The 23,942-nt window shown below is 62.1% G+C and carries 19 protein-coding genes; 8 read left to right on the top strand and 11 right to left on the bottom strand.

Annotation, left to right across the window (positions count from 1 at the left end):
* Positions 1–5 precede the first annotated feature (5 nt).
* Positions 6–452 carry a GNAT family N-acetyltransferase gene (locus C4J83_RS30000; RefSeq protein WP_124418784.1) on the bottom strand — a complete coding sequence of 149 codons (447 nt, stop codon included), beginning with the start codon at positions 450–452 and terminating at the stop codon, positions 6–8.
* Complete coding sequence (locus C4J83_RS29995) at positions 449–1,087, bottom strand: FMN-binding negative transcriptional regulator (RefSeq protein WP_124418783.1); 639 nt, start codon at positions 1,085–1,087, stop codon at positions 449–451. The genes C4J83_RS30000 and C4J83_RS29995 overlap by 4 nt, the downstream gene beginning before the upstream one ends.
* A gap of 87 nt (positions 1,088–1,174) precedes the next feature.
* Here C4J83_RS29995 and pdxR point away from each other — a divergent pair, with 87 nt between their 5' ends.
* Positions 1,175–2,767 carry a MocR-like pyridoxine biosynthesis transcription factor PdxR gene (gene pdxR, locus C4J83_RS29990; protein WP_124418782.1) on the top strand — a complete coding sequence of 531 codons (1,593 nt, stop codon included), beginning with the start codon at positions 1,175–1,177 and terminating at the stop codon, positions 2,765–2,767.
* On the opposite strand, the gene C4J83_RS29985 is transcribed toward pdxR, so the two are convergent.
* From C4J83_RS29985 to aspA, 7 genes are all read right to left on the bottom strand, one after another.
* A complete protein-coding gene (locus C4J83_RS29985; protein WP_124418781.1) occupies positions 2,723–7,315 on the bottom strand; it encodes a dermonecrotic toxin domain-containing protein in 4,593 nt (1,530 codons plus the stop codon). The two genes, pdxR and C4J83_RS29985, sit on opposite strands and share 45 nt — an antisense overlap.
* Positions 7,316–7,616: 301 nt before the next feature.
* Positions 7,617–8,708: a polyamine ABC transporter substrate-binding protein gene (locus tag C4J83_RS29980; protein ID WP_119741130.1), complete on the bottom strand. Its 1,092-nt coding sequence runs from the start codon at positions 8,706–8,708 to the stop codon at positions 7,617–7,619.
* Entirely contained in the window at positions 8,705–9,739 is a 1,035-nt protein-coding gene (locus C4J83_RS29975; protein WP_124418780.1) for a histone deacetylase family protein, read from the bottom strand. The genes C4J83_RS29980 and C4J83_RS29975 overlap by 4 nt, the downstream gene beginning before the upstream one ends.
* Before the next feature lie 132 nt (positions 9,740–9,871).
* A complete protein-coding gene (locus tag C4J83_RS29970; protein ID WP_106575911.1) occupies positions 9,872–10,864 on the bottom strand; it encodes an AraC family transcriptional regulator in 993 nt (330 codons plus the stop codon).
* Between the two features lie 50 nt (positions 10,865–10,914).
* On the bottom strand, positions 10,915–11,892 hold the full coding sequence (locus C4J83_RS29965; RefSeq protein WP_124418779.1) for an asparaginase: 978 nt from the start codon (positions 11,890–11,892) through the stop codon (positions 10,915–10,917).
* A gap of 86 nt (positions 11,893–11,978) precedes the next feature.
* Complete coding sequence (locus tag C4J83_RS29960) at positions 11,979–13,430, bottom strand: alanine/glycine:cation symporter family protein (RefSeq protein WP_106575909.1); 1,452 nt, start codon at positions 13,428–13,430, stop codon at positions 11,979–11,981.
* A 393-nt stretch (positions 13,431–13,823) separates the two neighbouring features.
* Positions 13,824–15,248: an aspartate ammonia-lyase gene (gene aspA, locus C4J83_RS29955; protein ID WP_017135792.1), complete on the bottom strand. Its 1,425-nt coding sequence runs from the start codon at positions 15,246–15,248 to the stop codon at positions 13,824–13,826.
* A gap of 182 nt (positions 15,249–15,430) precedes the next feature.
* On the opposite strand from aspA, the gene C4J83_RS29950 reads away from it, so the two are divergent.
* The 5 genes from C4J83_RS29950 to C4J83_RS29930 all read left to right on the top strand — a co-directional run bounded on the left by C4J83_RS29950 (position 15,431) and on the right by C4J83_RS29930 (position 19,256).
* Positions 15,431–16,354 (top strand): LysR substrate-binding domain-containing protein, encoded by a 924-nt coding sequence (locus C4J83_RS29950; RefSeq protein ID WP_106575908.1) that lies wholly within the window; start codon positions 15,431–15,433, stop codon positions 16,352–16,354.
* 346 nt (positions 16,355–16,700) lie between these two features.
* Positions 16,701–17,192 carry a 5-(carboxyamino)imidazole ribonucleotide mutase gene (gene purE, locus C4J83_RS29945; protein WP_003195648.1) on the top strand — a complete coding sequence of 164 codons (492 nt, stop codon included), beginning with the start codon at positions 16,701–16,703 and terminating at the stop codon, positions 17,190–17,192.
* A 12-nt stretch (positions 17,193–17,204) separates the two neighbouring features.
* Positions 17,205–18,290: a 5-(carboxyamino)imidazole ribonucleotide synthase gene (locus tag C4J83_RS29940; RefSeq protein WP_106575907.1), complete on the top strand. Its 1,086-nt coding sequence runs from the start codon at positions 17,205–17,207 to the stop codon at positions 18,288–18,290.
* Between the two features lie 106 nt (positions 18,291–18,396).
* Positions 18,397–18,642: a GlsB/YeaQ/YmgE family stress response membrane protein gene (locus C4J83_RS29935; RefSeq protein ID WP_010168336.1), complete on the top strand. Its 246-nt coding sequence runs from the start codon at positions 18,397–18,399 to the stop codon at positions 18,640–18,642.
* A gap of 77 nt (positions 18,643–18,719) precedes the next feature.
* On the top strand, positions 18,720–19,256 hold the full coding sequence (locus C4J83_RS29930; RefSeq protein WP_058415749.1) for a DUF3299 domain-containing protein: 537 nt from the start codon (positions 18,720–18,722) through the stop codon (positions 19,254–19,256).
* Positions 19,257–19,375: 119 nt separating this feature from the next.
* Here C4J83_RS29930 and C4J83_RS29925 read toward each other — a convergent pair whose 3' ends face one another.
* Positions 19,376–20,275, bottom strand: a complete 900-nt coding sequence (locus C4J83_RS29925; protein WP_124418778.1) for a D-hexose-6-phosphate mutarotase — start codon at positions 20,273–20,275, stop codon at positions 19,376–19,378.
* A 57-nt stretch (positions 20,276–20,332) separates the two neighbouring features.
* Positions 20,333–20,737 carry an acyl-CoA thioesterase gene (locus C4J83_RS29920; protein WP_003176975.1) on the bottom strand — a complete coding sequence of 135 codons (405 nt, stop codon included), beginning with the start codon at positions 20,735–20,737 and terminating at the stop codon, positions 20,333–20,335.
* A gap of 454 nt (positions 20,738–21,191) precedes the next feature.
* On the opposite strand from C4J83_RS29920, the gene C4J83_RS29915 reads away from it, so the two are divergent.
* The gene (locus tag C4J83_RS29915; RefSeq protein ID WP_106575904.1) at positions 21,192–22,481 is read left to right on the top strand and encodes an MFS transporter; all 1,290 of its coding nucleotides are present in this window, start codon (positions 21,192–21,194) and stop codon (positions 22,479–22,481) included.
* Positions 22,482–22,744: 263 nt separating this feature from the next.
* A complete protein-coding gene (locus C4J83_RS29910; RefSeq protein ID WP_106575903.1) occupies positions 22,745–23,731 on the top strand; it encodes a phosphate ABC transporter substrate-binding protein PstS in 987 nt (328 codons plus the stop codon).
* Positions 23,732–23,942: the final 211 nt, after the last annotated feature.

Here is a 23,942-nt window from a genome sequence, read left to right as displayed (position 1 = left end):
TTTCCTTAAAGACCTTTGCGAAATTGGATAAAGCCAGGACGTTCGGCAATACGTTCGTAGAGTTGAATCGCGGTGGCATTGCTCTCGTGGGTCAACCAATGGACCTTGCAGCAACCGTCGGTCTTGGCGGTGGCGTAGACAAACTCGATCAGCTTGCGACCCACGCCGCTGCCACGTTGGGCCGGCTCCACCAGCAGGTCCTGCAGGTAGCAGGAATTTTCGATGCTCCAGTTGGAGCGGTGGTAGATGAAGTTGACCATGCCCACCGCCTTGCCGTCCTGCCAGGCCAGGGCGGAATGGGTCGGCTCACTGGCATCGATCAGGCGCTGCCAGGTGCTTTGGCTGACGGCGTCGGGCAATTGGGTTTCGTAAAACTTCAAGTACGCCTGCCACAGTGGCAGCCAGGCGGCATGGTCGGCTGCGGTGACGGGGCGGATATCGATCTGGCTCATTCTGTGCCTCCTTGAGGGATAAAGCGCGCGAGCGTCTGATCGCGCACATCAATGCTGGCGGCCAAGCCCTCGCGCACGCCGTTGATGTCGGCCTGGTTGCGGTTCTGGCTGAGTTTGCGTTTGCCGATCAGGCGCTCAATGGGCAGGGCGAAACCGACGATGGCCTTGAGCATGCCGTCAATGTAGTCGGCGGGGGCATCGCTGACGCTCCAGGGCTGGGCGCGGTTGCCTTCGTGGCGATCGGTCAGCGCCGTGACCACCGCCAGCAAGCGCTCGGCATCGGTAAATACCTCGGCCTTGCCGTACGCATGCACGGCGATGTAATTCCAGGTGGGCACCACTTTGCCGTGCTCGGCCTTGGCCGGGTAAAACGCCGGGCTGATGTAGGCGTCGGCGCCGGCAAAGATCACCAGGGCTTCACTGCCATTTTGCAGGTCGCGCCACTGGGGGTTGGCCTTGGCCATGTGCCCGTAAAGCGTACCGTTCGGGCCTTGATCGGGGTTGAGCAGCAGCGGCAGGTGACTGGCCTGCAGGCCCTGCTCGCCAAAGGTCACCAGCTGCGCCAGGCGAGTGTGCTGGATCAGTTGCTGCAGTTCGGGCAAATCGTCGAGGGCAAAGGCGCGGGGTGTGTACATGGAAATATTCCTTGGCGAATGCCTGCATCCTAGGCAGGCTATTGGTCTGTTGTAAGAGCCAACTGGCACCAATTTCATAGGTCCAATATGTCGCCTATTACACCGCCGCTGTCTTTCAACCCCGCTGGGATCGAGCTGGATCGCCGCCTGGGTTTGACGCGCCAGCTGTATGACGCCCTGCGCCAGCGCGTGTTGGACGGGCGACTGGTCAGCGGAACGCGGTTGCCTCCCACACGTGACCTGGCGGCGGCGTTGTCGATTTCCCGCAACAGTGTGGTGCGCGCCTATGACCAGCTGTATGCAGAGGGGTTTATCGAAAGCCGTGTTGGCGACGGCACCTATGTTGCTCAGTTGCCGACAGCGAAAAAATTATCCACAAAAGTATCCACAGGGTTTTCAACAGGCTTATCCCCAGCCTTATCCACAAAATGGGCGGATTTGCCGGAAGATCTGGACCATGAAGTTATCCACAGCACCAGCCTGGCGCGGGTAAAAGCCAACCATCTGTCTCAGCCTCAGTCGGGGCCGCCACGGGCATTTCGCGTGGGTGTGCCTGCCTTTGACCTGTTCCCGTTTGAGGTCTGGGCCAAGCTGAATGGGGCTTTTTGGCGCAAACCCGACCTGGAGCAGCTGTGCTACGGCGACCCGGCGGGTGACGCGCGCCTGCGCGGTCTGATTGCCGCTTATTTGCGCAGTTCAAGGGGCATGCAATGTGCGGCTGAGCAAATTGTGATCACCTGCGGCGCGCAGCAGGCGATCAGCCTTTGTGCACAGTTGCTGGTAGAGCCGGGCGATGGCGTGGCGGTAGAAAATCCGGGCTACCGCGCCGCCGGTCACGCGTTTGCCCTGGCCGGTGGGCACCTGCACGGCGTACCCGTGGACGGCGAGGGCATTGACTGCCAGGTGCTCAATACCCTGAGCGATTGTCGCGTGGCGTATGTCACCCCCTCCCACCAGTACCCGTTGGGCGTGGTCATGAGCCTGGCCCGCCGCCTTGAACTGCTGGCCTGGGCCGAGCGCACGGGCGGTTGGATCATCGAGGATGACTACGACGGCGAGTACCGTTACAGCGGCGCACCCTTGTCGCCCTTGGCCGCGCTGGATCGCACGGGGCGGGTGCTGTATGTGGGCACATTCGGCAAAGTGGCGTTTCCCGCGTTGCGTCTGGGTTACCTGGTGTTGCCGCCGGCCCTGGTGGATGCGTTTGCGCGGCGCCGTGCGGTCGACATGCGCCACTCGGAGGTCAGTACCCAGGCGGTGATGGCGGAGTTTATGGCGGCGGGGCACTTTCAGCGGCATATCCGGCGTATGCGACGCGCCGCGCTGAGCCGACGTGACGCGCTGTTGAGCGGCTGGCCCGGTCAGCTGCAGGGCGTGAGCAGCCTGCCCACTGTCGCGGCAGGCTTGCACCTCACGGTGCGAGTGGACAGCCTCGCCCGCGAACAGCAACTGGTGGCGCAGGCCCACGCCGTGGGGGTCGAGGTCAATGGCTTGAGCGCCTATTGGCTGCCGGACTCCAGCACACCTGCCGACCAGCGCGCCGGGCTGGTCTTGGGGTTTGCCGCCGTGCCGCCGGCGAGCATCGCGCAGGCGCTTGGACGGTTGTACCGCGCCTGGGGTTGCCAGCCGCCGCCTTCAGCGCCGGGGCACCGGCAAGGCGGCAGTCTTGAAGAACAGTGACCGCGCCAGCAACGGCCCGATCTCACTGCGGTACACCGCGATGTTGTCGCGGTCATCGGCCTTGGCCAGCGCTTCATACTTGCCGCCCAGGCGCCGCTGCGATTGGGTCTTGAGGTGCGCGGCGGTGTAAGCCTCCTCGGGGCTCGCCAGCTCCTTGTAGTGAAAGTGGGCGTACCACAGCGCATTCGAGTGCTTGGCGTCGAGGATTTCGTACTCCTTCAAATAGCCCTTGTGGCGCCCGGAAAGCTTGCTGCGTGGGCCTGGCAGCGGTTTGATGATGATCTCGTGTTCGCGGTACAGCAGTTCGACATGGGCCGCGGTCGGTGGGCGCTGCTTGAGCATGTCGAGCCGGGTGCGCAGGCCCTCGGTGTAGAGGCGTTTGATCGCGGCATCGAGGCTGCGGTTGATCAAGGCGGCCGACGGTGAGCCGCTTTCGGTCACGTTGCTGGCGGTCAATGCCTCCTCAATATCCTCGCCGGCCTGCGCCAGCTGCGCGGCGCGGCGGTGAAAACGCTCTTCGATTTCCACGGGCAGGCGTCTTGCCTCGCCGGCCAGGCGCTGGGTGCGCGTGATGAACTGTTCGACATCGTCGAGCAGCGCCTGGGCACTGGCGATGCTGGCGGCCACGTTTCGCGACTGCGCCCGCGCAGTGGGCCGCGCCACCGCACGCTCACGCTCAACCCATACCCCGTCCTTTTTATGAAACAGGGCAATCACCTTGCCGGTCAGTGCTTGCTTGACCTCCACCAACGGGGTCGGTTCTCCCGCTTGTAGCGGGCGTTCTTCGCCGACCACGATGCCCTGGAAGCGGGTCTTGATCACCTTTTTCTGCGGTCTGGGCACAGGCGTCGAAGGGCCGGCAATCGCCGACTCCAGGGCCTTACGCTCGCGCAGCAGCGTGGTCATTTGCTTGATCGCCCGTTGGGCGAATTCATCGGTGAGCTGCTGCAAGGTCTGCAGGGCCGGGCGGTGTACGTCCAGTGGAAAATCGGCCGGCAAATCGGCCAGGCTTTGATCCAGGCCAGTGAACTGGTCTACCAGGCTGTCGAGGACTTCGATTTGTTCATCCAGCGTGGCCAGATTGTCTGGCTGCAAAGCCTCGCACAGGCTCTGCACCGCCAGGTCGGCCCGGTCCACCATCTGCGCGATCGCCGAGCGGGCGGTGTCTTTGCTGGCCGAGGCGGCTTCATTCACGCAAAGGAAGCGCGACAGGGTGATGCGGAAGGCCTTGAGATCATCCAGGGTTATCTTGGGCAGCACCTGTTCGTGGCGCAGCACCAGTTCCGCGCCTTTGACCCCCAGGGTGCGGGCCTCCTTGAAACGTGATTGCAGGTAACCGATGCGCTCGACCATGGCCTGGGTCGACGCGTCGACGGCACGGCAGTCTTCCAGGGCCATCGGGGTGTCGGGCAAGTCCTCTTTGTCCAGGTATTCAGAAACGGTGTGCAGCCCGTCTCGAAAGCGGATCATCTGTTCGGCGGTGGCACTTCGCGCCAGGACCATCTGGTCTTGCAGGTAGCCCAGCATGGCTTCCTGATACGTCGGCACGGTATCGAGGATATTCAGTGATTTGAGCTGGGCGATCGGTACGTCCAATTCTTCCAGGCGCCTGCTGACGTGCGTCAGGTAGGTGGTGCGGGCGTTTGCACGATCGGCCGGTGGCGCGTTATCGATGGCCTGCTGCAACCCCATCATGTCCTGGCGTCGTCGATCGACCTGCGTGTCGAACGCCGCCAGTTGCTCACGCAGTTCGCGAATTTTCGGCGGTCTCAGGCGCTGGCCTTTCTGTCGCCGGCTGCGCATGCCGCCGCCGCGCAGGCGCAACCGGGTGTCGACAAACCACTGGCCGAGGCGGTTGCCGATCAAGGCCGGGCCTTCGCGGTTTGGGGCCTTGGGGTCGATGATCATCACGGTGTCGTTTTCATCCAGCGCCACTTCGAACCAGCGCTGCGCCACCGGGACGTACCACGCCTGGCCCTTGGGGTAGAGGTGCAGATGGGGGCCGGGCTGGGTGATTATTTCGCCCAGCCCTTCGGGTTTGGCCAGGCTGAAACTGTCCAGTGTCGCGTCCAGGCTGTTGCGGCTACGCGTGAGGGCGCCGCGGGTGTGAAGGTTGATTTCATGCTCAGTCGGCAGGTGGGCGGTGTCGAGCGTGGGGTGCTGGATGATCGACGGTTTGGCCGGTAACGGCGGTGCCGGCGGCGGGCTTTTTTCAGGCGCACGCGCCGGCGCGTGCTGCAGACTGATGTGCAGCGCCAGGGCCATGCCCAGGGTCAGAAAAAAGTCCACGGCAGCACTCACGCCCGCCGTTTGATCGCCGCTTTCTCGGGCCTCGATAACCTGCTGCAGGTCATCCATGAGCTGCCAGATCCAGGCTGCGGCGCCCGCTGTGCGGCCCATGAACGGCAGGGCCGCATTCAGAACGATCCAGCCGGCATGCTTGAAGCTTTCCCAGCGAGCCTCGGCATTGGACACCGATTGACGGTCGGCCAGTGTCACCAGGGCGCGGGCGTTGGCGTTGTACAGCACCGCCAGGCTGTCCGCGCCCAGCGCCTGGGTGCCGAATTCAATCGGGCCGCTCATTACCATCGAACTTAACGGCTCGCTGAGCAGCGTCGGCAGGACCCAGGGCGAAGGCAGGCTGCCGGGGAAGACAAACTGGGCATAATCCGGGCGCACAGCGTCGGGCAACCAGGCCAGTACCGACTGGCGTAATGGTGTGTCCTGCTTGATGGCGTAAAGCAGGTTGGCCTGTGAGGGAAACTGCATCAAGGGTTCGTTGGCCAGTGGTCGATACAACAGACAAGGACCATTCGCAGGGTCCTGTGGCCCAATGAGAAACATATTATCGACGCTGTCGGTGGTCCCGCTCGCGCGCCACTTGGGGCGCAGTGCCAGCGGCCGGATCACCACGGTGATGCCGTCCAGGCGGCGGTGTTGCGCGTTGCTGGCCATGACCGCGTGCGCGTAGCGATAACCCTGTTCGTCAACGTTGAACAGGCCGCGAATCTTGTACTGCAACGCCAGCAAGGGCAGTTGCAGGCGCAATTGTCCGGCGTACAAGTGTTGGCGCCGCAAGGCTTGCTCGTGATTGTCCAGCAGCAGCGTGCTGACCCGCTCGGGGTAGTGCTTGCCGATGTCTGCCTGGGTGATCAGTTGCTCCAGGTAGTCTGCGGTCATCCACGCGGGTGTCGGGCTGGCGTCCTGGTAACTCACCGTCTTGTTGCCCAGCGGCAGCGCGACGAGGTTTTGCAAGGCCAGCTCGACCAGGCTCAAGGTCAGGGTTTGCGTCTGGCCCGGCAGCGCGACGGTTCCCCACACGACTTGGCTGGTGATGGTTATCGTCACGCGGTCGAGGTCCAGCCGGGAGGCCTGTGGATGATCCTTGATCAGCGCCGTGCGCAAGGCCGTGCGGGTGAAGTCGGTGAGGGTTGGCAACTCGTCCATGAAGGTCTTGCCTTTGCTTTGAAGGCTCAGCGCGGCCAGGTCCATCATGTAGCGCCCGTAGGCTGACTGGTCGGTTTCCGAGGCCTGCAGCAGCCACGCCGGCAACGCCCGTCGCGCGCTGCCAATACGCGACTGATCGAGAAGCGCCAGCTCGACCCCTTGCACGCCGACCGTGCGGGTTGGCAGCAGCGATTTGGGGGCCGCATCGGCAAGGTCGAGATCGCCCATGGCTTCGATTTGCAAGCCGATCAGGCTGAAGGCCTGGTGTTCGAAAAAGTTGCCGTCCGGCTCCAGCAAGCGCCAGTTCAGGGTTTTGCCGGGCAAGTCGGCTATATAGGGCAGCAGTGCCTGGCCGAAGGTCTCCAGGCTGGCAAATTTTGCATAGCCGGTATCGATTGAGTAGCTGAGGATGACGGTCTGTTCACCGTGACGCGCGATCAGCACGGCCATCGCCATGACGCTGATGTGCTGGGTGCCGCTGCTGTCCTGCGCATCGATGTCCACCAGGTAGGCGCGTGTCGCATACGGGTCGTGGGGCTGGCGCTCGATGAACTCGGGATAGTGAAACACCGCCCGCGCCACGGCGCAGTCGTCGGCGTCCCAGCCATGAACCTCTTGCACGTTCCACACCTCACGCAGCGACTGGGCAAATATCCGCCAGCGTGGGCCGTTGGTGCCTGCGCTCTGGTTCCAGAAATCTATCTGTTGCTCCTGGAAGGCCACGAACAGCAGCGGCGCGAGCTCATTGATCAGTCGGCCTATTGCGTCGATCCTGACGGGCAGGTGCACGTCAGGACCATTGCCTGAGGGGTACGCCAGGTAGTGTTCGCTATCAAGGTAAGTGACGGCCACGCGGGAAATTGCACTGCGTGTCAGGGCGCCGGTGAGGGTGTCCGTCGCCGGCTTGGCGGGGATGATGTCGCCGCCCAGTTCGAGCCATTGCGGGGCGTTGACGATGGCCAGGTCCGGGTTGATATCCAATTCCGGATACAGCTCGCGCAGCGCCGCACGCAAGGTGGTGCAAGCCACTTCACGCAGGGACGGGCCGGTAGCCAGCTGCGCTACTAATCCGCTGTTTTCGGTTGGAACGAGGTCTTTCATGGGCACTCCTTGGCCTTGAGAAATACGCGAGGTCGCCCCTGGGCCTCAGCGCGCAGATCCCTGGCTGTAGCGGTTCCTGGCTGATCTCGCGGCGACGATCGCGCTCACGTTAGGCGCGATGAGGAGGGATCGGGCATTACTTAGTTAGCGGCGGCGGGGTGTGGGCGTGGCCTGTGGCCGATGGGCCCGGCAACCAGCCGGGCAGGCGTGCGGTGCTGCGCAGGCGGCAGGTTCTCTTGCGAGCAGCTGGGTGGCGGACAGTCAGTCCTGTGGTCGCTGACTGTCCGTTGGCGGTGGGGTGTCAGGTGCCCGACTTGATCTTGGTCCAGGCCCGCGTGCGAGCGCGCTCGGCGTCGCGCCCCAGCGGTTTCAAGGTGTAGAGCGTGGCCATGGCCGCCTCGGTCGGGTACAGGTTGGGGTTGTTGCGAATCGACGGGTCCACCTGCTCGGTCGCGTCTTTGTTGGGGTTGGGGTAGCCGACAAAATCGCTGATCGGCGCGATCACCTGCGGTTGCAGCAGGTAGTTGATAAAGGTGTAGGCGTCCTGCGGGTTCTTGGCGCCTTTGGGGATGGCGAGCATGTCGAACCAGATCGGCGCACCTTCCTTGGGCAGGCGCATGTCCACGGTCACACCGTTCTTCGCCTCTTTGGCGCGGTTGGCGGCCTGGGAAAAGCTGCCGGAATATCCAACGGCCACACAGATGTCACCGTTGGCGATATCGGCCATGTACTTGGAGGAGTGAAAGTACGTGATGTAGGGGCGAATTTTCATCAGCAGCGCCTCGGCTTTTTCATAGTCCTTGGGGTTGCTGCTGTTGGGGTCAAGGCCCAGGTGTTGCAGGGCCAGCGGCAGAATCTCCGAAGGCGAGTCCAGCAGCGCGACGCCGCACTGCTTGAGCTTGCTGATGTTTTCTTCCTTGAAGATCAGGTCCCAGCTGTCCACCGGCGCGTTGTCACCCAGCGCGGCCTTGACCTTGGCCGGGTTGAAGCCGATGAGGATGGTGCCGTACATGTAGGGCACGGCGAATTTATTGCCCGGGTCATTGGCTTCGATCAGCTTCATCAGCTTGGGATCGAGGTGGTTCCAGTTCGGCAGCTGGCTGCGGTCCAGCGGCTGGAATACGCCGGCTTCGATTTGTTTGGCCAGGAACACGTTGGACGGCACCACCACGTCATAGCCGGAGTTGCCGGTAAGCAGCTTGGCTTCCAACGCCTCGTTGGTGTCGAAAATGTCGTACACCAGCTTGATGTCGGAGTGCTGTGCCTTGAAGTCATCCAGCGCTTTGGGCGTGATGTAGTCGAACCAGTTGTAGACCCGCAGGGTTTTCTCTTCGGCATGCGCGGCGCCACTGATAACGGCGGCGCAGAGCACGAGTGACTTGAGCATGTTCATTGGGCTGCCCCTTCAAAACCTTCGAGAACGTTGACGGCGTTGATGCCGATTTCTTCCACCGCATAGCCGCCTTCCATCACAAACAGCGTGGGCTTGCCCAGCCGGGCGATACGCGCGCCCATGGCCAGGTAGTCCGGGCTGTCGAGCTTGAACTGCGAGATCGGGTCGTCCTTGAAGGTGTCCACACCCAGAGACACGACAATGATGTCGGCGCCGTAGCGTGTAATTTCCTGGCAGGCCTGCTCCAGCGCGGCGCTCCAGGTGTTCCAGCCGGAGCCGGCGGGCAGCGGATAGTTGAAGTTGAAACCTTGACCCGCGCCGTCGCCCAGCTCATCGGCATAACCCAGGAAAAACGGAAATTCCGCTTCCGGGTGGCCGTGGATCGAGGTGAACAGCACATCGCTGCGCTCATAGAAAATCGACTGGGTGCCGTTGCCGTGGTGGTAATCCACATCGAGAATCGCGACTTTTTTGTGGCCCTGATCCAAAAAGGCCTGGGCCGCGATGGCGGCGTTATTGAGGTAGCAATAGCCGCCCATCAAATCGCTGGCGGCGTGATGCCCCGGCGGGCGGCACAGGGCGAAGGCGCTGTGGGCGCCCTGTTGGATGGCGGCCTGGGCGGTGAGGGCGACTTGCGCCGCGCTGTAGGCCGCTTGCCAGGTGCCGGCGGTAATCGGTGCGCCGCCGTCGAAGCTGTAGTAACCGAGCTGCCCGTGCAGGCTGGTGGGCAACACGCGGCGCAAGGTGCGGGCGGGCCAGGTGTAGGGCAGCAGGTCGCCGTCCTGGCCAAACTCGGTCCAGCGCTCCCAGGCACCTTTGAAAAAATCCAGGTAGTCACGGCTGTGAATGCGTTGCAGCGGTGCCAGGCCAAAGTCCTGTGGCGCGTTGACCGGCCCCAGTTCACGGTCCTTGACCCGTTGCAGCACGTGGTCGGCACGCGAGGGCATCTCAAAGCAGGGCATCAATTGCCCGTCCATCAGTTCGCAACGGCCGTGGTGCAGGTGGTGATCGTCCGAGTAGATCGTCAGCATTTGTTGTTCTCCGCAGGCTGTATCGGTGGATGCAGTCTTGCGGCGGACGCGGTTTATGAGAATGGCAGGAGCGGCCAAAAGGGGATGAATATGGCCAAATTGTCTGTCCGAAATTCGCCCCTCAATGGGGCGTCATGGTCGAAATTGGCTCGGCGCCACGCCGCTCCAGCGAACAAACGCATGCCTGAAACTCGCGGTTTCGCTGAAGCCCAACGCCTCGGCAATCCGATAGATCGGCCATTGGTTTTCAGCCAACAGCTGCTTGGCGCGCTCAAAGCGCAGCTCGTCCAGCAGTTCCTGATAGCTGCAGCCCAGGTCGTGCAGATGCCGACGCAGGGTGCGCGCCGAACAGTTCATCTGCTCGGCCAGGCCTTCCAGGCCAGGTGCTGCGTTGAGTTGGGCGGTGAGCAGTTGGCGAATCCTGCCCAGCCAGGCCTGGCGCCCGGTGAACTCCAGGTTCTGTTTGCGGCAGCGCTCGGCCATGGCCTGGTGGGTAATCGCATCGGCCAGCGGCAGCGGCCGGTCGAGCCAGTGCTTGTCGAAGGCAAAGGCATTGGCGGTGGCCTGAAACTGCAACGGGCAAGGGAAGCGCTCGGTGTAGCGCGGGCGGTAGTCCGGGGCGTCATGTTCAAAGCGCGCGGCGAGCAGCGGCAAGGGCTGGCCGAGCAGGTCATCGCAGATCACCTTGAGCGAGGCCAGGCACAGTTCGACGTTGAACATTTCCAGCGCAGGGTTTTCGCGGTAGTCGCTGGCGGTGAACCAGATGCGATCGCCGTCCTCTTCAAGGCTCAGCTCGAAAAGTGTTCCCAACAGCGCCGGATAACGCAGGGCCAGGCGCAAAGCGTCACCGAAGGTGGCACTGGTGAGCAGGGCGTAACCGAGCATGCCGTAGGCCGAAACATGCATTTGGCGACCCAGCTCCAGGCCGACATCCTGGCGCAGGGCCACGGCATTGGCACACACGCGCATCTCCTGATTGGTGGTGATGCGCGTGTCGGAGCGGCTCAGGTCCGCCGCACAGATACCACTGCCGGCCAGCAGCGCCTCAAACGGCAAACCTTCGGCCTGGAAGGTGTTGAGCACCAACGAGACCGCATTGAGGGTGGTGAGGTGGGAGTGCAGCATGGGAACTTCCAGCCAGGGGATGGCTGGAAGGGGAGCAAGTTACATGCCGGTCAGCTCAGTTCGCCGCACAGGTCCAGTTCCACCAGGCGGCGGATTTCACTGGTCGCAAGCCCGGCACCAAGCAGGGCCTGCAATTTGCCGAACACCGCCTCGCGGGTCATGCCACCGCCAGACAGGACGCCCACGCCGCGCAAACGGCTGCCGGCTTCGTACACATCCAGCTCCACGCCGCCTTCATGGCATTGGGTGATTGCCACCACGACCACGTCCAGCGCCTGCGCCCGCTCAAGGCTGGCGAGGAACGCCGGGTTATCGCTCGGCCCGGTGCCGCTGCCGAAGCATTCCAGCACCAGTGCCTGAATGCCGCTGTCGATCAGCGCGTCCAGTTGGCCCGCGGCGATGCCCGGCACCAGCGGCAACACACCGACGTTGGCCAGGGCCTTGGGTTGGCGATAATCCAGGGCGGCGGGAATGGCCTGGGCCTTGGCGACGCCACCGTTACGCTGCAGCGCAGCGAAGGGATGGCGACCGAAGCTGCGGACCTTTGCGCAACGCGTCGGCGCCATCAGCGCGCCATGGAAATACAGCTGAACGCCCGGCGACAGGCCTTCGCCCAACGCGTGCAGGGCGCCACTGACGTTCTCCCAGGCATCGCTGTCGGGCACGCCGGCGGGCAGCATGGAACCGGTGAACACAACCGGCGCCGGCAGGCCGAGCAACTGGAAGCTCATGGCCGCCGCGCTGTAAGCCAGGGTGTCGGTGCCGTGCAGGATCAGTACTGCGTCGCAGCCCTCGTCCACGGCTTCAATCACCGCGACGCGCAGGCGCTGCCAGTAGGCCGGGGTCATGTTGGCGCTGTCGATCAGGGGCGCCATTTCCCGGAAGCGCCAGGCAGTCAGTGGCAGGGTGGCAAGCTGTTCGCGCATGCGCGCTTCAAAACCGGATGCCGGGGCCAGGCCGTTGGCGCTGGCTTGCATGCCGATGGTGCCGCCGGTGTAGAGCACCATGATGGTGTTAGCTGTGGACATCGAGACTTCTCCTGAACGAAAAACGCCGCCGGGCCCAGAGCATGCCCAAGGCCGGGCGGCGTGTCATCTATCTAGGCTTGTGACACTCAGCGTTGCGCTTGAGCGTTCAGTTCAGCCGAGGCTTGAGCGCCAGGCTCAGGCTTCACCGGGTTCGCAGGCCAGGCCTTGCGGTCCAGGTCCAGGTCAGGGAATTGGCTGGAGTCGAACACCGGGGTCTTGATGCCCGCCGCGCGCTGGCCGTCGTAGTCGTTCAGGATGCGCATGGCGATCTTGAACAGGAACGCCAGGGCAAACAGGTTGACGAACGCCAGCAGGGTCATGGTGATGTCGGCGAAGGCGAACACGGTGCTCAGGTTCTCGATGGAACCCCAGAAAATCAACACCAGCACCAGCGCGCGGTAGCCCATCAGCACCTTGCGGTTGTCGCCCACGATGAAGCGCAGGTTGCTCTCGCCGAGGTAGTAGTTGTACATGATCGAGGTGAACACGAACAACGCCAGGGCCACCGAGATGAACATCCGGCCCCAGTCGCCGACGACCGCCGCCAGGGAGTTCTGGGTCAGGGCAATGCCGTCGCCTTCAAAGCCTGGGGTGTAGAAACCGGAGAGCAGGATCAGCAACGCGGTGCAGGTGCAGATTACGAAGGTGTCCAGGAACACGCTGAACGCCTGCACCACACCTTGGGCGATCGGGTGTTCTACCGAGGCCACTGCCGCCACGTTAGGCGCACTGCCCAAACCGGCTTCGTTGGCGAACACGCCGCGCTTCACACCCATGATGATCGCGCTGCCCACCAGGCCACCGAAGGCCTGGTCGAGGCCGAAGGCGCTCTTGACGATGGTCGCGAGCATGGCCGGCACGTGGTCGAATTGCAGCACGATCACATACAGGGTCACGGCGATGTAGACCAGGGTCTTGACTGGCACCAGCAGGTCGGCGATCGAGGCGATACGCTTGATCCCGCCGATGAACACCAGGCCCAGCAATACCGCCAGCGCGAGGCCGGTGTAGGTGGTGTCCAGGCCGAACGCGTTGTTCAGCGAGTGGGTCACAGCGTGGGCTTGCAGGCCGTTGAAGGCGAAACCGAAGGTCACCAGCAACAGGAACGCCATGACCATACCCAGCCAGCGCTTCTGCAGGCCGTGCTGAATGTAGTACGCCGGGCCGCCACGGTAGGTGCCTTCAGCGTCGGTGCGTTTGTACAGCTGGCCGAGGGAGCACTCGATAAAGCTCGAAGACATGCCCACCAGCGCGGTGACCCACATCCAGAACACGGCACCGGGGCCACCCAGCGTCACGGCGATACCGACGCCTGCGATGTTACCGGCACCCACACGGCCGGCCAGGCTGAGCATCAGCGCCTGGAACGAGCTGAGCTGGCCGGAGCTGCTCTTCAGGCTGTCTTTGAACACCGAGAACATGTGGAAAAAGTGGCGCAACTGAACGAAACGCGAGCGAATCGTGAAATAGCCGCCGAGCCCGACAATGAGCACGATCAGTACTTTCCCTGAGAGGAAGTCGTTGATGACTTCGAGCATGGAGTGTTCCTCGCTGATTTTTCTAATGGCAAAAACGCAGGACGGTGCGACGCATCGCTCGGCACCAGGCAGTGCACGACGCTTCGACCCCAATCCTTTTGCGGGTGTTGTTATTCATGCGGTTTCGCGCTGTCCAGGACCTCGTTACCGACGATCTCTGACGCGAAGAGGGGCGGCACTATACCTAGGAGAGCGTGATCCGTCTGCACGGGGCGATTAAAGGTTTCAGCCAAGCTGTTGCAGGCAAGGAGGGTTTGCAGGGCGATATTAGATTTTTTATGGGCGTCATTTCGCAACCTTGAGGCAAAAAAAAGGGCCTGAAGAACGAGCCTTCAGGCCCTCAAAAGGTGAGAGGTGTCTAGTCCCTCAACCTGGTGAGCGGTGCAACAAACGTCAGGCCTTCAGTGGGACCAGACGTGGGGCAATCATGTTTTCGGGGCGCAGGATGTCGTCGAGCATGGCGTCGTCGAGCAAGCCTTCTTCGCGCACCAGTTCCAGCACGCCGCGGCCGCTTTCAAGGGCGATACGCGCAATGCGGGTGGCGTTTTCATAGCCGATGTACGGGTTCAGCGCGGTCACCAGGCCGATGGAGTGCTCCACCAGCTCGCGGCAACGGGCTTCGTTGGCGGTGATGCCGACGATGCAGTGCTCGCGCAGCATGTCCATGGCGCGTTGCAGCAGGCGGATCGAGTCGAAGATCTTGAAGGCGATCAGCGGCTCCATCACGTTCAGCTGCAGTTGGCCGCCTTCGGCTGCCATGGTCAGGGCCAAATCGTTGCCGATTACCTGGAACGCCACTTGGTTCACGGCTTCCGGGATAACCGGGTTGACCTTGCCGGGCATGATCGAGCTGCCTGGCTGGCGTGCCGGCAAGTTGATCTCGTTGATGCCGGTGCGTGGGCCGCTGGACAGCAGGCGCAGGTCGTTGCAGATCTTCGACAGCTTCACCGCGGTACGCTTGAGCATGCCGGAGAACAGCACGAACGCGCCCATGTCGGAGGTGGCTTCGATCAAGTCGGCGGCCGGTACCAGCGGCTGGCCGCTGATCAGCGCCAAGCGTTGTACGGCCAGGGCCTGGTAACGCGGGTCGGCGTTGATGCCGGTGCCGATGGCGGTGCCGCCCAGGTTCACTTCGGTGAGCAGTTCTGGCGCCAGGGTTTTCAGGCGGGCCAAGTCTTCACCGAGGGTGGTGGCGAAGGCACGGAATTCCTGGCCGAGGGTCATCGGCACGGCGTCTTGCAATTGGGTGCGGCCCATTTTCAGCACGTGGCCGAACTCAACACCTTTGGCGGCGAACGCCTGGATCAGGCTGTCGAGGCTGGCCAGCAGCGCGTCATGGCCCAGCAGCAGACCCAAACGGATCGCGGTCGGGTAGGCGTCGTTGGTCGACTGCGCCATGTTCACATCGTTGTTAGGGTGCAGGTACTGATATTCGCCCTTGTTGTGGCCCATGGCCTCCAACGCGATGTTGGCGATGACTTCGTTGGCATTCATGTTGGTTGAAGTGCCGGCGCCGCCTTGAATCATGTCCACCACGAACTCTTCGTGGAAATCGCCGCGGATCAGACGGGCACAGGCTTCGCTGATGGCAGCGTGCTTGGCTTCGCTGAGCTGGCCCAACTCGCGGTTGGCGTCAGCGGCCGCTTGCTTGACCATTGCCAGGCCGACCACCAATTTCGGGTAATGCGAAATCGGAACGCCCGAGAGGCGGAAGTTGTTCACCGCTCGCAGGGTCTGGATGCCGTAATACGCTTGAGCCGGTACTTCAAGTACGCCAAGCAGGTCTTTTTCTGTGCGGAATGATGCAGCGGAGGACATGACGGAAATCATCTCGATATGGACCCGGAACTGGCCGGAACGCTGCGAATGCTAGGCTTGTGGGAGTTTTTGGGCCAATGCTGTTAAACACTGGCCTATGCACAAACGGCATAATGTAGGTGTGACCCGGTTATCATGGCGGGCGTGTGTGCCAAAATGGTGCGTACCCGTGGGAGGAAGTGATGAACCTTGAGAGCAAATGGCTGGAAGACTTCAGCGCCTTGGCGGCGACACGCAGCTTTTCCCAGGCGGCGGAGCGACGCTTTGTCACCCAGCCGGCATTCAGCCGGCGTATTCGCAGCCTTGAAGCCGCGCTGGGCCTGACCCTGGTCAACCGCTCGCGCACGCCAGTCGAACTGACGGCGGCGGGGCAGTTGTTTCTGGTGACCGCGCGCACGGTGGTCGAGCAGCTCGGCGAAGTGCTGCGCCATTTGCATCATCTGGAAGGCGGGCAGGGCGAGGTCATGCAAGTGGCGGCAGCGCATTCCCTGGCGCTGGGCTTCTTCCCGCGCTGGATCGCGCAACTGCGCAACGAAGGCCTGAACATCGCCACGCGGCTGGTTGCCACCAACGTGGGCGACGCGGTGCATGCACTGCGCGAAGGCGGCTGCGATTTGATGCTGGCGTTCTACGACCCGGACGCGGCCATGCAGATGGACCCGGAAATCTTCCCGTCGCTGCACCTGGGCAACACCGAAATGCTCCCGGTGTGTGCCGCCGATGCCGACGGCAAGCCGCTGTTCGACCTGGAAGGCGAGGGCAGTGTGCCGTTACTGGCCTACAGCGCCGGAGCGTTTCTGGGGCGCTCGGTAAACCTGCTGCTGCGCCAGCGCTCCCTGCGCTTTACCACCATCTACGAAACCGCCATGGCCGATAGCCTCAAAAGCATGGCGCTGGAAGGGCTGGGCATTGCCTGGGTGCCGCAACTGAGTGTGCGTGCCGAATTGGCGCGGGGCGAACTGGTGGTGTGTGGCGGGCCGCAATGGCATGTGCCGTTGGAGATCCGTTTGTATCGCTGCGCGTTGGTGCGCAAGGCCAACGTACGGTTGTTGTGGCGCAAGTTGGAAGGCGGGGCGGCGCAGTCCCCTCCAGTTGAACGCGGTTAGTGTGGGAGCTGGCTTGTCGGATCGCCGCACCGCTGCGATGCAGACGCCTCGGTACATCAGGCATATTCAGGTGATGCTATCGCAGGCAAGCCAGCTCCCACATTGATCCAGTTTCCATGGTTTATCGGCAGTGTTTTCGCTGACCTGAAAGTCAATAAAACCGCTGGTTTGCGCCACTGGACAGATGGTCATTCCAGGGGCTGTTTATCTGGATTATTACGGTATACTGCGCGGCCTTCGGCCGGTCCAACCGGCCAAATTTCGTACAACAAGCCACGCCGGATTTCCCGCGTGGCTTGTTGTTTTTTGACGCGCCTGCGGGCGCCCAGAGAGAAGAGGCACGACGATGAGTGCATTGGTTGGCGTGATCATGGGCTCCAAGTCCGATTGGTCCACCCTTAGCCACACCGCCGATATGCTGGAAAAACTCGGCATTCCGTATGAAGTGAAAGTGGTCTCTGCCCACCGCACGCCGGATTTGCTGTTCCAGTATGCCGATGAAGCAGAATCCCGTGGCATCGAGGTGATCATCGCCGGTGCCGGCGGTGCGGCGCACCTGCCAGGCATGTGTGCGGCCAAGACCCACCTGCCGGTGCTCGGTGTGCCGGTGCAGTCGTCGATGCTCTCGGGCGTGGATTCGCTGTTGTCCATCGTGCAGATGCCGGCCGGTATCCCGGTGGCCACCCTGGCGATCGGCAAGGCCGGCGCGATCAACGCCGCTTTGCTGTCTGCCAGCATCCTGGGCGCCAAGCACCCGCAGTTCCACGCGGTGCTGAAAAAATTCCGTGCTGAGCAGACAGACAGCGTGCTGGACAATCCAGACCCACGCATCGCCTGAGGTTATTGATTGATGAAAATCGGTGTAATCGGTGGCGGCCAATTGGGTCGCATGCTGGCCCTGGCGGGAACACCGCTGGGGATGAACTTCGCTTTCCTGGACCCGGCGCCGGACGCCTGCGCGGCGGCCCTCGGTGAACACCTGCGGGCTGACTACAGCGACGCGGATCACCTGCGCCAATTGGCCGATGAAGTCGACCTGGTGACCTTCGAATTCGAAAGCGTCCCAGCCGAAACCGTGGCCTTCCTGTCGCAGTTCGTACCGGTTTACCCGAGCGCCGAAGCCTTGCGCATCGCGCGTGATCGCTGGTTCGAAAAGAGCATGTTCAAGGACCTGGGCATTCCGACGCCGGCCTTCGCCGACATCCAGTCCCAGGCGGATCTGGACGCTGCCGTTGCCAGCATCGGCCTGCCGGCTGTGTTGAAAACCCGCACCCTGGGTTATGACGGCAAGGGCCAGAAAGTGCTGCGCACCGCCGCCGATGTGGTCGGCACCTTTGCCGAGCTGGGCAGCGTCGCCTGTCTGCTGGAAGGCTTCGTGCCCTTCACCGGTGAAGTCTCGCTGATCGCCGTGCGTGCCCGCGATGGCGAAACCCGCTTCTACCCGTTGGTGCACAACACCCACGACAGCGGCATCCTCAAGCTGTCCGTGGCCAGCACCGATCACCCGCTGCAGGCCCTGGCCGAAGACTATTCCAGCCGCGTGCTCAAGCAGCTGGATTATGTCGGTGTGATGGCGTTCGAGTTCTTTGAAGTCGACGGTGGCCTCAAGGCCAACGAAATCGCGCCGCGTGTGCACAACTCCGGGCACTGGACCACCGAAGGCGCCGAGTGCAGCCAGTTCGAAAACCACCTGCGCGCGGTGGCGGGCTTGCCGTTGGGCTCCACGGCCAAGGTCGGCGAAAGCGCCATGCTCAACTTCATCGGCGTTGTGCCGCCGGTTGAGCGCGTGATCGCGATCGATGATTGCCATCTGCATCACTACGGCAAGGCCTTCAAGGCCGGACGCAAGGTCGGCCACGCCAACCTGCGCTGCAAAGACCGTGCGACGCTGCAAGCCCAGATCCTCAAGGTCGAAGCGCTGATCGCCGAGCAATAACCCGAGGATCGGCGGGAACCATTGGTCACCGCCGTCTCTCTGATTGCAGGATGGCAAAGCCTGACTAGGCTTTGGCATGACTCACATTCAATCAGAGGGAAATGCCATGGGTATCATCGGAACCATCTTTATCGGCTTGATCGTCGGCCTGCTGGCGCGTTTCCTCAAGCCTGGCGACGACAGCATGGGCTGGATCATGACCATCCTGCTGGGTATCGCAGGTTCTCTGGTCGCCACCTACGGTGGTCAGGCCCTGGGCATCTACCAGGCAGGTCAAGGCGCAGGCTTTATCGGTGCGCTGATCGGCGCCATCGTGCTGCTGGTGATCTACGGCCTGCTGCGTAAAAAGTAATTAAGCGACAAAGCCCTCTGCGCTGCGCAGGCGCAGAGGGCTAGAATGCTCGCCACCTGTACTTGCCGAGCCTCACCATGCGCCGTCTTCTGTTGACTCTCCTCTTGCTGGGCTCTGGCCTGGCGCACGCTGGCGAACTGCCGGAAACCGACTGGCTCGACCTGATGCCGCTGTCGGACCAGAAAGCCCTCGAAGCCATGCCCGAGATCGACCACAACTCCCCCGAAGCCCAAGGCACGTTCACCGACAAAGGTGGCCTCAAGCAAAGCAAGGGCTTGCCGGCGGTGATGTATTCGACCAAGACCGTGGCCGCCATGAATGGCAAGAGTATCCGCATCGGCGGTTACCCGGTGCCGCTGGAAACCGACGCCAAGGGCCGCAGCACGCTGTTCTTCCTGGTGCCGTACCCAGGCGCCTGCATCCACGTGCCGCCGCCGCCGCCCAACCAGTTGGTGCTGGTGCGCTATCCCAAGGGGTTGAAGCTGGATGACATCTACACGCCGTTGTGGGTTACCGGCACGTTGAAAGTCGAGAAGGTTAATAACGATTTGGCGGATGCGGCGTACGCGCTGGACGCGGGCAAGGTGCGGGCGGTCAAAGAGTCCGATCTTTAATTTGCCGCAGAACCCAATGTGGGAGCGGGCTTGCTCGCGAATGCAGGGTGTCAGTCAGCGCATATGTGGCTGACACGCCGTATTCGCGAGCAAGCCTGCTCCCACATTTTTGATTGGGTTTACACGGCGAGAGGGGTGATGCTTACGCCAAGCGTATGGCTTTCACCGGGCGCCAATGCCACCACATCATCCAGCACATTCGCCGTCTCGATGCACAGCATGCCCTGCCAGCCATCATCGGCCATGTCGTCGAACGCCTTGGCGCGTTCGGTCCATGGGTTCCAGATCACGGTCGAGTTCGAGCCTTGGCTGGTGAGCTGGAGACGACGCTGCCAGTCTTTATCGACAATGCTCAACTGCGCCGGAGTATCCAGGTAGATGCGATCGGTCTCGGCGGTGAAGTGCAGCAGGCCGGATTGCTGTTTGTGGCTCCAGCCGTCGGCGGTGTCGATATAACCCAGCCCGTCCAGGCCTTCGACCTGCACATTGCGCACGTCGCTCACGGCGAAATAGGTGTGCAGCGCCTGGCTGAGGGTCACGGTGTCGGTGCCACGGTTGTGGCTGGTCAGGCGGATATGCAGTTGATCGTCCAGCAGCAGGCTCAGCTTCAGATCGACCTGATGCGGCCAGCCGGGGAAGCCGCCCGCGGGCACCGGCAATACCAGATCGACGCGCAATGCATCGCCTTCGAGTTCGGTTGCGGCCAATTCCCACAGTGCCGTGCGCACAAAGCCATGGGCCCCCGCGGGTTGGTCACTTTGGCGCATCGCCTTCACGCTTTGCGGGTTACGGTCGAATACGCCAAACCACGGCCAGCACACCGGCACGCCGGTACGAATGCCTTTGCCCTGTTTAAACACCGCCTCAGGGTTCGGCCAGATCACTGGCTGCTCGCCCTGGCGCTGGTAACTGAAGATGTGCGCGCCCTGTTGGGCCACCATCACTTCGGCGCCGTTGTGGCGGACGCGCCAGCAGTCCAGCTCGTCGATTTTCAAGGTTTCAACGTGGGGCGTAGGCATAGCAGTGCTCTCTCATGGCAGGCAATGGGGCAATTGACCGTCAAAACCCGGCGATGTTTAACGCGCGCGCGATGGCACCGAGCGGGTACGGCCGCTGCCGTCGATGGCGACAAACACAAATACCGCCTCGGTCACCTTGCGCCATTCGCTGGACAGCGGGTCGTCGCTCCACACCTCGACCATCATCTGGATCGAGCTGCGGCCGATTTCCAGAGCCTGGGTATAGAAGGACAATTGCGCGCCGACCGCCACCGGCACCAGGAACGCCATGCGATCGATCGCCACTGTGGCGACACGTCCGCCGGCCACTTTGCTGGCCATGGCGGTGCCGGCCAGGTCCATCTGCGCGACCAGCCAGCCGCCGAAGATGTCGCCAAAACCGTTGGTTTCACGCGGGAGTGCGGTGATTTGCAGGGCGAGATCGCCTTGCGGGATAGGATCTTCTTGTTCGAGTTCGATCATGCCGAGGGTGCCTCTGACCCGTGACGCTTCATGGGTATTTCAAGTGGATAGCCGTCTCTGGAAAAACGTTTCAGCACCAACATACACCGCTCGATGCGTTTCTCGTAAGGCGTACTAAAGGGAAACTCTGCCAAATCGGCTGGATGGCACCCAACGACGTTTTGGCACAGCAGCCCCTCAAGACAGCGGGTTTGGCGCTTGCACGGGCCGAGTATATCGAGACGCTGGCGCCGCGACGACCTCCCAGCGCTCATTTGGTCGGCAAATCCCGGCTGTAACGCGGCTTTTTCCTGCAACTGTGCTTCTGATGGCTAATAAAGGGAAGAAACGGGGAATAACGCGCGCCTGCGAAGTGTTATTCGGTGGACGCTGTGCTTTTTCAAACGATTTGCTATCTTGCCAGACCCGCCGCAAGTCCCGGGCTTGCCGTCATTACTATAAGAGAACCCTCCCCATGTCCTCCGTGCCCGCAAGCAGCGCGCAACCGTCGCGCCCGCTGACCCGCAACGACTACAAAACCCTGTCGCTGTCTGCCTTGGGCGGGGCGCTGGAATTTTACGACTTCATCATTTTCGTGTTTTTCGCCACCGTGGTCGGAAAACTGTTTTTCCCCCTTGATATGCCGGAATGGCTGCGCATGATGCAGACCTTCGGCATCTTCGCCGCCGGCTACCTGGCTCGTCCATTGGGCGGCATCATCATGGCGCACTTCGGTGACCTGTTGGGCCGCAAGAAGATGTTCACCTTGAGCATCTTCATGATGGCCGTGCCGACCTTGATCATGGGCCTGCTGCCGACCTACGCGCAGATCGGCCTGTGGGCGCCGCTTCTGCTGCTGTTGATGCGCGTCATCCAGGGCGCGGCCATCGGCGGCGAAGTACCGGGCGCCTGGGTGTTCGTCTCTGAACACGTACCGCCGCGCCACATCGGCTATGCCTGCGGCACCCTGACCAGCGGCCTCACCGCCGGCATCCTGTTGGGGTCGCTGGTGGCCACCGCCATCAACTCGCTCTACAGCCCGGAACAAGTGTCCGACTACGCCTGGCGTATCCCGTTCCTGCTGGGCGGCGTGTTTGGCCTGCTCTCGGTGTACCTGCGCCGGTGGCTGCATGAGACGCCGATCTTCGCCGAGATGCAGCAACGCAAAACCTTGGCCGCCGAGCTGCCATTGCGCGCGGTGTTGCGCGACCACCGTGGCGCCATCGTGCTGTCGATGCTGTTGACCTGGTTGCTGTCGGCCGGTGTTGTCGTGGTCATCCTGATGACCCCGACGGTGCTGCAAACCGTCTACCACTTCAGCCCGACCATCGCACTGCAAGCCAACAGCCTGGCCATCGTGACCCTGAGCCTGGGCTGCATCGCTTCCGGCGCCCTGGCTGATCGTTTTGGCGCTGGCCGTGTGCTGGTCATCGGTTGCCTGTTGTTGTTGGCAACATCGTGGACGCTGTACCACAGCCTGATCGATCACCCGAACTGGCTCTTTCCGCTGTACACCCTGACCGGCCTGTTTGTCGGGGTGATCGGCGTGGTGCCTTACGTGATGGTGAAAGCCTTCCCGCCAGTGGTGCGTTTCAGCGGGTTGTCGTTCTCCTACAACGTCGCCTACGCCGTGTTTGGTGGTTTGACGCCGCTGGCGGTGTCGCTGCTGATGAAGGAAAGCCCGATGGGCCCCGCCTACTATGTCGCCGTGCTGTGCGTAATGGGGATGCTGGTGGGTGGCTATCTGTGGAAGCGAGGGCGCTAGAACCTTGTGATGACGCTGTGGCGAGGGCACTCGCTCGCCACAGGGTTTACGGTTGGCCAACGATTACAGAGTATTTCTGAAACACCGCTTCATGCGCTTCAACCTCCTCGCAAGTCCCGGATTTACTGATCTTTCCCCTTCCTGTCAGGTTTTTCACAAATGCTGGCCTTTCATCTAATTGTCACATTGCGGACATAGAGTGTTCACACGGCCTACCGATACTTGGCCCCGATCCAACTATCCCTATCTGCTAGGAGCAAGGCATGAAACTGAAACGTTTGATGGCGGCAATGACTTTTGTCGCTGCTGGCGTTGCGACCGCTAACGCGGTAGCCGCTGGTGTTGACCCGGCAATTCCGGCTTACGCCAAGACCACCGGTGTATCGGGCAACCTGTCCAGCGTTGGTTCCGACACCCTGGCTAACCTGATGACCCTGTGGGCTGAGTCCTATAAAAAGGAATACCCGAACGTCAACATCCAGATTCAGGCTGCCGGCTCCGCCACTGCTCCTCCTGCGCTGACTGAAGGCACCTCCAACCTGGGCCCGATGAGCCGCAAGATGAAGGACACCGAACTGGCGGCCTTCGAGCAGAAGTACGGCTACAAGCCAACCGCGATCCCGGTGGCTGTGGATGCCCTGGCTGTGTTCGTGCACAAGGACAACCCGATCCAGCACCTGACCATGGAACAAGTCGACGCGATCTTCTCCTCGACGCGTCTGTGCGGTGCCAAAGCTGACGTTAAAACCTGGGGCGACCTGGGTGTGACCGGCGACCTGGCCAACAAGCCGGTGCAACTGTTCGGTCGTAACTCGGTATCCGGCACCTACGGCTACTTCAAAGAAGAAGCCCTGTGCAAAGGCGACTACAAGCCAAACGTGAACGAACAACCAGGTTCGGCGTCGGTTGTGCAGTCGATCAGCTCCTCGCTGAACGGCATCGGTTACTCGGGCATCGGTTACAAAACCGCCAGCGTGAAGACCGTGGCCCTGGCCAAGAAAGGCAGCACTGACTTCATCGAAGACAGCGAAGAAAACGCCCTGAACGGCAAATACCCGCTGTCACGCTTCCTCTACGTGTACGTCAACAAAGCCCCGAACAAGCCTCTGGCGCCGCTGGAAGCTGAGTTCGTGAAGCTGGTTCTGTCCAAACAGGGCCAGGAAGTTGTCGTCAAAGACGGCTACATCCCGCTGCCAGCCAAAGTGGCCGCCAAAGCCCTGGCTGACCTGGGTTTGAAAGAAGGCAACTAAGCCTGCGATACCTGGTGTAGATGCATGCTTTTTTGTGGAGCGGGCTTGCCCGCGATGCTGGCGACACGGTGTAGCGTTGAAACCGTATTGATGCCATCGCGGGCAAGCCCGCTCCCACATTAACCGTCTACACCCCTAATTTTTTAGTCCGCTGCCAGCTCTGCTCCGCGGCGGATTTCTTGCGTCACTGCATTGTCATCTTTCTGTCATG

This window comes from Pseudomonas sp. LBUM920, assembly GCF_003852315.1.
Classification (GTDB): Bacteria; Pseudomonadota; Gammaproteobacteria; order Pseudomonadales; family Pseudomonadaceae; genus Aquipseudomonas.
The sequence above is the reverse complement of the archived record's forward strand: the minus strand, read 5'-3'. Positions and strand labels throughout refer to the sequence as shown.

What these genes read in the sequence shown, in the direction of transcription:
- C4J83_RS29930 (WP_058415749.1), top strand. Translation starts at nt 18,720, where the DNA reads ATGCGCCGTCTTCTGTTGACTCTCCTCTTGCTGGGCTCTGGCCTGGCG.
- C4J83_RS29940 (WP_106575907.1), top strand. Translation starts at nt 17,205, where the DNA reads ATGAAAATCGGTGTAATCGGTGGCGGCCAATTGGGTCGCATGCTGGCC.
- C4J83_RS30000 (WP_124418784.1), bottom strand. Translation starts at nt 452, where the DNA reads ATGAGCCAGATCGATATCCGCCCCGTCACCGCAGCCGACCATGCCGCC.
- aspA (WP_017135792.1), bottom strand. Translation starts at nt 15,248, where the DNA reads ATGTCCTCCGCTGCATCATTCCGCACAGAAAAAGACCTGCTTGGCGTA.
- C4J83_RS29970 (WP_106575911.1), bottom strand. Translation starts at nt 10,864, where the DNA reads ATGCTGCACTCCCACCTCACCACCCTCAATGCGGTCTCGTTGGTGCTC.
- C4J83_RS29915 (WP_106575904.1), top strand. Translation starts at nt 21,192, where the DNA reads ATGTCCTCCGTGCCCGCAAGCAGCGCGCAACCGTCGCGCCCGCTGACC.
- C4J83_RS29965 (WP_124418779.1), bottom strand. Translation starts at nt 11,892, where the DNA reads ATGTCCACAGCTAACACCATCATGGTGCTCTACACCGGCGGCACCATC.
- C4J83_RS29920 (WP_003176975.1), bottom strand. Translation starts at nt 20,737, where the DNA reads ATGATCGAACTCGAACAAGAAGATCCTATCCCGCAAGGCGATCTCGCC.
- C4J83_RS29960 (WP_106575909.1), bottom strand. Translation starts at nt 13,430, where the DNA reads ATGCTCGAAGTCATCAACGACTTCCTCTCAGGGAAAGTACTGATCGTG.
- C4J83_RS29975 (WP_124418780.1), bottom strand. Translation starts at nt 9,739, where the DNA reads ATGCTGACGATCTACTCGGACGATCACCACCTGCACCACGGCCGTTGC.
- C4J83_RS29950 (WP_106575908.1), top strand. Translation starts at nt 15,431, where the DNA reads ATGAACCTTGAGAGCAAATGGCTGGAAGACTTCAGCGCCTTGGCGGCG.
- C4J83_RS29935 (WP_010168336.1), top strand. Translation starts at nt 18,397, where the DNA reads ATGGGTATCATCGGAACCATCTTTATCGGCTTGATCGTCGGCCTGCTG.
- C4J83_RS29910 (WP_106575903.1), top strand. Translation starts at nt 22,745, where the DNA reads ATGAAACTGAAACGTTTGATGGCGGCAATGACTTTTGTCGCTGCTGGC.
- pdxR (WP_124418782.1), top strand. Translation starts at nt 1,175, where the DNA reads ATGTCGCCTATTACACCGCCGCTGTCTTTCAACCCCGCTGGGATCGAG.
- purE (WP_003195648.1), top strand. Translation starts at nt 16,701, where the DNA reads ATGAGTGCATTGGTTGGCGTGATCATGGGCTCCAAGTCCGATTGGTCC.
- C4J83_RS29995 (WP_124418783.1), bottom strand. Translation starts at nt 1,087, where the DNA reads ATGTACACACCCCGCGCCTTTGCCCTCGACGATTTGCCCGAACTGCAG.
- C4J83_RS29985 (WP_124418781.1), bottom strand. Translation starts at nt 7,315, where the DNA reads ATGAAAGACCTCGTTCCAACCGAAAACAGCGGATTAGTAGCGCAGCTG.
- C4J83_RS29925 (WP_124418778.1), bottom strand. Translation starts at nt 20,275, where the DNA reads ATGCCTACGCCCCACGTTGAAACCTTGAAAATCGACGAGCTGGACTGC.
- C4J83_RS29980 (WP_119741130.1), bottom strand. Translation starts at nt 8,708, where the DNA reads ATGAACATGCTCAAGTCACTCGTGCTCTGCGCCGCCGTTATCAGTGGC.